Raw genomic sequence first — 6,744 nt, forward strand, 5'->3', positions numbered from 1 at the left:
CACAATTCCCCTGAACGGCTTTTTTTGGTTACTTCTACGGTAGAACATATAGACGGTTTTTAGTAATCAAAGAAAAAAATTTCAAATCAAACCTTGCAGTTTGGCTGCTTCATATTTAGCAATTAATTCGCGTTCACGTTGAGTGGTCATAAAATCTGAATCGGCTTGCTGAAGTTGCTGTTTTTGCTGCTGCTGAGGTTGCTGTTCTTGAGCGAAATAATTAAACGGTCGATCGCCATCTTCCATCAATTTTATGCAATCAGACTGGCTTACATCATGCAGAATCGTACCTTGTTGGGTATAAGCCACATATCTACCTTTTTGCTTCATACACCCTGAAAAAACAGGCTTGGCTGTAACTTCATATTGGATTTGAGTAGTGTCAATTTCATAAGGTCGATTAGGATTGTATTTAACTGCAATCGTCTCCATTCTGACGTCATTTTTAGCCTGTAGCTCGGCATTACGTTTTTCAGGATTCTTTAGATCGGCATATTGCTCTGGAGTAAGACCAGCTAAATAAGCGTCACGTTCTGCTTGTTCTGCTAAGGTCATTTGTGGCTGATCTGTGGCTTTGGCAGTAACTTCTTTATCATTCATGTGAAGATATTTAGACGCAACCGGATAACCAATCCAAACAGCAAAACCGATGATACCTGCAACCATGGCAACACCCTTAATTAACTTAGGGGGAACCTTGAATTTATGGGTATCTAATACAGTCGATTCATACCATTCGAAAACCTCTTTATTAGGTCTATAAATCGTAGTGGTACAGCCATTTTTAAATGTAGCTTTCTGGAAGTCGTCTGGATCGGATTCAACAAAGCCCCAAGAGCGCTTAGCAGCAAATGGAACATTACCATTTCTAACCAGATGAATATGCTCAGAAGTAAGGCGTCTAACATGCGTATGAATAAACATAGGATGCTGAGTAACAATAAAAATATCCTTACCCTCATGACGATGTTTTTCTAACAAAGTCATCCAAGTTGGTAAGTCTTCTGTTTTACAGTTAGTCGGCACATCACGAGTAAATTCCTGCACCTCATCAATGAAAATAACTGATGTTTCTGGTGTATCTACCCAATCCTTAAAGTGATCAAGAACCTGATAAGGAAAAGGTATAGCAGGTTTAAGTCCCCGAACATTACATAAATAAATTGGACGTCCCTCACTAGACATCTTGTTAGCAAGTTCCATCATCATTGCAGTCTTGTAAGAACCAGGCTGCGCTGTAATTAGTTTAATAGCCATAAAATCAACCCGTATTAATACCGAATGCACGAATAGCTACAGACATTAGTTTTAAGCTAAAACATGCAGCTGATGCAGAAAGAATAATGTTCACGCACTGGATGAAATCTAAGTACTGAATTACTTCAGCAGCAGTACCTCCAACAGTTGAAAGCTCTGTGGCTTTCTCAACAATCTTTTGCTGCATTTCATCAACAAAAGGTTTAACCGTACTGGATAAAAACAAGTAGATAACGCCAGCCGTGGCAGTCCCCAAAATTAACTTTGCAAATATTTTAAAAACTGCATATCTAAATAGAACCTTCAGTAATGCAGCAACAATAGCCCCAATAAACAACGGCATTAGATAGCCCTCACGGTTGAGTCAAGCATCTTAAAAGCAACCATCAAAGTGCAGAGATGAAGAAGTATTTTTACTAGTGCTAACAAGTCACACCATTGAGAAATGGGAACAGTTAAAGAACCATAAATAGGAACCGTAACTGTAAAGTCCTGAACACAAGCAGAATTAGAAAACGTCAATTTATTAGATAATGCCTGCAAAGAACCTGCTGCATCTGATTGAGCATTAAGAGAACGTGGATCATCCGAAGCATCGCCAATCTTTTCATACTGTGAAGTATCAAAATCTGATGGATCAGTCTTCATCATGTCTTTAAAGTCAGTCGTTTGTTTCTCAATAGCATTAACTACTGGAGTAACGTCCGTAGCAGAACCACCACCGCCTACAGGTTTATTATTAATTGCATTAATAACATCATTTAACTTGCTGTTAGTGGAATTAGTATTAGCATCAACAGCACCCTTAACCGCATTTGTAGCAGCCGTATTTGCGTCTACAGCCGTTTTAGTAGAGTTAGTATTAGCATCGACCGCAGATTTAACTTTATCGCCATTTGCATTAACAGCAGCCGTTGTTTGAGTAACAGAAGTATTAATTGTATCGAGCTTCTGATTTGTTATACCCAATGTTCGTGAAACATTATTAACTGAGTTAACAATCTCATCTTTAACCCAAGTCAATTTAGTATTGACTGCATTAACTGCATCAAGAATGGACCTTAAAATCGTACTACTTTCAGGTGGTAATGCAGGTGGTGGAGAAGACGCAGGTGGAGGATTATTGGGATCAATTGGAGGTTCTGAAGCTGAAGGCGGTTGATCAATAGGATCCATTGGAGGTGGATTACTATTTTTTACACAGATTTGTTTACCATTAAAATTACCCGGAACATAGTTAGAGCCACAACCAGTAGGCGGCATATCACAATAAGTAGCATTATTTGAACAACCTGTTTTTATAGGTGGTGGTGGCGTACCTTCTGGGCAATAAATAGAACCATCTGCTAAACGGTTACAACCATCATCAGGTGGTTGATAACATCCCCCGTACGGGTCTTTAGGGTCACATGATGATTTGGAAAATTCAGGTGTACAAGATGGGCTAGGAATTTCACTTACAGAACGCAAAGTAATATTTTGATAGTTACCAGTCGAAATAACTAATGGATTTTGTTTATCTTGTGCATCATAAACACAATATGTACCATCGCCATTTTGTTTACACACTCTTAATGGAATAGGTGTATTCGGTTCAAAATAAGTAGGTATTGGATAACCCGAAGCAGGACATTTAACAGGAGGAACCGTATCATTTGTATAAACGTTAAAATCCCACGGTCCCCCATGATTATTAGCTGCATAAACTAAGCATAAATAAAGCTGATCACTTCGCTTAGTCAATGTATGTGAATAAGTAGTATTTTGGTTCGGATAAGAAGAAGAAACATAAGCCTGAGCTAAAGAACAAACAGCATCAGCAGTAGAACCAGTTTTTATAGTGCCATTAACATTAGCTTCCCAAGTAACAGCAAAAGCTGAACTAGAACATATCGTTATGATTATGAAAATTAAATATTTAAAAAACTTCATAAAAGCCCCCAACTTTTTAAATATTTAATTCTTGTAAGATGGGGGTATTTCTACCCCCTGAGCCATTAGCTAAAGAAAGCAGCTTTAACCCATTTGAATACAACAGCAACACCCGCAAGACCGAGTAATGCAGCGCCAACAGCAGTAATCGCAGCAGTACCATCCGTTGTTAAAGTTGCAACTGGAGCAGCAACATCAACAGCAGCGTTAGCATTAGTAATAAGCGCAGCCCCAACAGCAGCACCCACCCCAAAACGTTGAACATTAGCTAGTGTTAAAACACCACGTTTTTGATTTTCCATAACAATCTCCAAGGGTTAAAAACCCATTAGTCTAAGAACGATTTTAAAAACATAGCTGAGACCGAATAGAACTGCGAAAGCAGCAAAAAGACCGATCACCAAATCCATGTTTAAATACCCAATACATGTCGTCTGGTCCGAACCATAAATCAAACAAGCCAACATAATTGAATTCCTTTACTTCCGTTTTTTATAGTAGAGATATAAGCCCACTGGATGAGCTATAACCCCTACCACGAAGAAATACCAAACTGCATAGATGACCATTAGAGACATCCCCAATAAATAGGATTGTCGGCTTGCGATTAACGCCCCCAAAAGCCGACAAATTCTTTTTATTTACACTTATAAAAATGGATGCAGTAACTAGAATGTTTTGTAAACTTTTTACCGCACTTCTTGCATGTATAAACATATTCTGTCATAGTTAAAATACACGTAAGTTGTTGATTTTTAACATATTATACATTATACGAACAATCGTATAATTCCATGTTAAGCCATTGATTCTATTGTGTTTTCTTAGGTACTGGCTTAACACTAAACACCTGCATTTGTGCACCAAACTTAGTCTGTTGCTCTGTAAATTCGATTTCTACTTCCTGTGCGTTATCGGCACATTCTTCAAGAATCGCTTGAATCTGTTCGACTGGCATCATTCCCGGCATTGCAGTTAAGTTGTATTTAACTGGAGACAAAACTGTCGTAGATAAAAATGCGCGTTCTTTACCATCTTTCTCAGAACGGTAAACGGTTGGAAAAATTGTGCGTTTATTAAATGAAACTTGCATGGTCAAAGCCTCCTCAGGCAACTAGATGTAACCCATGTTTGGGTGTGTATTGTGAAACTGGTTGAACGTAATCTTGTGGTGCTTGCTCAGACATCTTGAGTTCAAACAAACGAACAAATGGAATAACTTTCCCGTTAGGATTCTTAGCAAGATTCTGTAAATGACCTTTAGAAATCTCACATAATTCCAATGCTTTAAGCGCATCATAAAAAGTACGTTCGTTATAAAGTTCTTTAGTAGCTTTCAAGCCGATCTGGCGAATCAATGAATAAAACTTCATTGCGTTATTCGCTTTGGTATAACTAGGTTTACCTGTCTTTGTATAAGTCACTAATTTGGACTTAAATAAATCTAGGATTTCTCCATCATTCGAAAAATTCATGTGTTTACCCTTCAATGTGTTTAAGATCGGGTCAAAAGCTACGTGCCAGAGGCGTAGCAATAATTCTGGCTGTTCATGTTGCAGCTTAATAAGCTGAAATAAATTAGATGGATAACCATTCTTGGTTAAATAGGTTTTACAAATACGAGCTTCTAAACGTAAAACAGCATTAGCAAATGGCAATGCATTGTTCATAGCAATAACAAGCGATTTAGAGCGCATACAGCCCTTGTCTGCTTGCTTCTGTAACTTATGTAATTGGCTTTTTACTTCTTCAAATTTGCCATAAGCTTTAGGACGAACGGTTGCACCGTCATTACCCCAAGTAATGTAATTCTCATATTTAATTTGTCTTGCTTTACGATGACCCGAAGCCAAGTTAGCCATGTAATCCAAAGTTGGTTGAACCATATTCTGATGTGGCAATCTAAATAAATAAGTCGTATCTAGATGTAAAACCTCAGTATTCTCCAAATCCAAAATTGGGGCTAACTGGGGAAAGGCTTCGAGTAACATGCCAAGCATATGATCAGAGCCAAGTTCTATAGACTCAAAACCATAAACATTGTGACCTTGTAACAATTTCAATGGAGATGCCTTGATCTCAACATAAGGCGTTCTATTGATTGTATGAGTGTAAAACTTCATAGCCATGTCAGTGTAATCACTAGGAAGAGCCTCGAAAGGATGATAAAGCTCCCCTGTCGTTGTTGTTCCATCATCCAATTTACCGACATGACGAGTAGCAGCAGGAATACCAAAATCGCGAATATCACCAGTAAACCAGTGGTTATTCTCAAGGCTACGTACATGCGTAGGTATGATTGGAATCGCTAACCGCAGAAAATCGAGCATAGTTATTACTCTGATTTTATAGTTATTAGAATTTGTTGTTTGTTCATGAAATTCCCCAATTTAAACATGTATACAAATAACATCGAAGTAAATTTAATACAAAAACACATGTATAGCAAGCACAAATAACATGTAAATAAGTATTATTGCATACATGTAATTGGCAATAGTTAGATCAAAAAAATGGCGATCACTGTAAGACTGAATGACAGAGAGCAAGAATTGCTCAGAAAGAAGTGTGTTGAATTAAACAAAGCACTAATCAACAAAGGCTTAATGCCAATTAAAGACAGTGAACTAGTACACATAATTCTAGATCAGTGTATTGAAGCGGCTGAATTAAGTAATAGTGGAAAGGTTCTAGTAAGAGAGCCAAAAAACCAAGACAATGATTAAAATATAATCAAAATAACGACTTGTTGCGAAACTTTCTCAATAAATTGTAAGTATATGAATTATTTAAGGAATAAGTCGTATTTCAAAAAACTTTCCGCAGTCAGGCACACTATTAGATAGTAGTGTGCCCTACTCTCAAAATCTCCCAGAAAGGTCAGGCGCGACGAGTCGCTGCCCGCCCTTTCCTATCCTTCAAATTCGCATAATGAGCATTGATGTTAAATGCCATGCGAGTGCAGAAATATGGTCGCATCATTGACAAAAAACCCCGCTAGCGCGGGGTCTTTAGTCAACGAACATGGCAAGTAACATAATGCGGCTATTATGCGAACTCTCAGCCCTCTAAACACTGGTCCAAATGTTCATCAAATTCTTCTTTTAAAATTAAGTTGCTACAGGTAGAGCAAAAGGTGTATTTGGTTTCTATTTTCTTCAATATCTGATTATCGTTAGAACAACCTGAGAAAAGAATAGAAGTATAAATATCCGTTAATTCACCCAATGTAAAATCAATTAGACCAGCTGTCGGGTTGTAAATATCATAAGTTTTAAGTGTCATATTTTGCCAATCCTTCAAAAATCACAAGTGTTGATTTTATTCATTTTTTTCACTCCCGGATTAAACCTCGAGAGAGACCAGCAATGTAATAAAATGCCAATCAAAAATCTATTGTAAAGTCTTTTGTTCCGTAACCATGCCACACTTTTAGATGTCTCATCAACTGGCCAAACTGGAGTGTACGGCCACAGTATGAGCATTGCGTGTAACTCGAGGTTTGATCACGTAAAAACCCGTAGACTACGCCTTGTGACCGAGTTGGATCGGTCA

General features: G+C 37.8%; 8 protein-coding genes. 1 reads left to right on the forward strand and 7 read right to left on the reverse strand.

Features of this window, described 5'->3' with window-relative positions; all coding sequences use genetic code 11:
• Positions 1 to 81: 81 nt before the first annotated feature.
• From B806_RS0112090 to B806_RS0112120, 6 genes are all read right to left on the reverse strand, one after another.
• Positions 82 to 1,257 (reverse strand): zonular occludens toxin domain-containing protein, encoded by a 1,176-nt coding sequence (locus B806_RS0112090; RefSeq protein WP_017403082.1) that lies wholly within the window; start codon positions 1,255 to 1,257, stop codon positions 82 to 84.
• A 4-nt stretch (positions 1,258 to 1,261) separates the two neighbouring features.
• Positions 1,262 to 1,600, reverse strand: coding sequence for a DUF2523 domain-containing protein (locus B806_RS0112095; protein ID WP_001127950.1), 339 nt, complete (start codon positions 1,598 to 1,600; stop codon positions 1,262 to 1,264).
• Positions 1,600 to 3,189, reverse strand: coding sequence for a hypothetical protein (locus B806_RS0112100; protein WP_017403083.1), 1,590 nt, complete (start codon positions 3,187 to 3,189; stop codon positions 1,600 to 1,602). Before B806_RS0112100 ends, B806_RS0112095 begins: the two co-directional genes overlap by 1 nt.
• A 65-nt stretch (positions 3,190 to 3,254) precedes the next feature.
• On the reverse strand, positions 3,255 to 3,491 hold the full coding sequence (locus B806_RS0112105; protein ID WP_017403084.1) for a major capsid protein: 237 nt from the start codon (positions 3,489 to 3,491) through the stop codon (positions 3,255 to 3,257).
• A 509-nt stretch (positions 3,492 to 4,000) separates the two neighbouring features.
• Positions 4,001 to 4,282, reverse strand: coding sequence for a hypothetical protein (locus B806_RS0112115; RefSeq protein WP_017403086.1), 282 nt, complete (start codon positions 4,280 to 4,282; stop codon positions 4,001 to 4,003).
• 13 nt (positions 4,283 to 4,295) lie between these two features.
• Entirely contained in the window at positions 4,296 to 5,519 is a 1,224-nt protein-coding gene (locus B806_RS0112120) for a phage/plasmid replication protein, II/X family (RefSeq protein ID WP_017403087.1), read from the reverse strand.
• A gap of 183 nt (positions 5,520 to 5,702) precedes the next feature.
• Here B806_RS0112120 and B806_RS0112125 point away from each other — a divergent pair, with 183 nt between their 5' ends.
• Complete coding sequence (locus tag B806_RS0112125; RefSeq protein WP_017403088.1) at positions 5,703 to 5,915, forward strand: hypothetical protein; 213 nt, start codon at positions 5,703 to 5,705, stop codon at positions 5,913 to 5,915.
• Positions 5,916 to 6,249: 334 nt separating this feature from the next.
• On the opposite strand, the gene B806_RS0112130 is transcribed toward B806_RS0112125, so the two are convergent.
• On the reverse strand, positions 6,250 to 6,474 hold the full coding sequence (locus tag B806_RS0112130) for a hypothetical protein (protein ID WP_017403089.1): 225 nt from the start codon (positions 6,472 to 6,474) through the stop codon (positions 6,250 to 6,252).
• Between the last annotated feature and the right edge of the window lie 270 nt (positions 6,475 to 6,744).

It is taken from the genome of Acinetobacter sp. TG2027, from assembly GCF_000302435.1.
Classification (GTDB): Bacteria; Pseudomonadota; Gammaproteobacteria; order Pseudomonadales; family Moraxellaceae; genus Acinetobacter; species Acinetobacter pittii.

Bases quoted from the DNA above. Each gene is read 5' to 3' on its own strand.
- B806_RS0112090 (WP_017403082.1), bottom strand. From the start codon at position 1,257: ATGGCTATTAAACTAATTACAGCGCAGCCTGGTTCTTACAAGACTGCA.
- B806_RS0112095 (WP_001127950.1), bottom strand. From the start codon at position 1,600: ATGCCGTTGTTTATTGGGGCTATTGTTGCTGCATTACTGAAGGTTCTA.
- B806_RS0112100 (WP_017403083.1), bottom strand. From the start codon at position 3,189: ATGAAGTTTTTTAAATATTTAATTTTCATAATCATAACGATATGTTCT.
- B806_RS0112105 (WP_017403084.1), bottom strand. From the start codon at position 3,491: ATGGAAAATCAAAAACGTGGTGTTTTAACACTAGCTAATGTTCAACGT.
- B806_RS0112115 (WP_017403086.1), bottom strand. From the start codon at position 4,282: ATGCAAGTTTCATTTAATAAACGCACAATTTTTCCAACCGTTTACCGT.
- B806_RS0112120 (WP_017403087.1), bottom strand. From the start codon at position 5,519: ATGCTCGATTTTCTGCGGTTAGCGATTCCAATCATACCTACGCATGTA.
- B806_RS0112125 (WP_017403088.1), top strand. From the start codon at position 5,703: ATGGCGATCACTGTAAGACTGAATGACAGAGAGCAAGAATTGCTCAGA.
- B806_RS0112130 (WP_017403089.1), bottom strand. From the start codon at position 6,474: ATGACACTTAAAACTTATGATATTTACAACCCGACAGCTGGTCTAATT.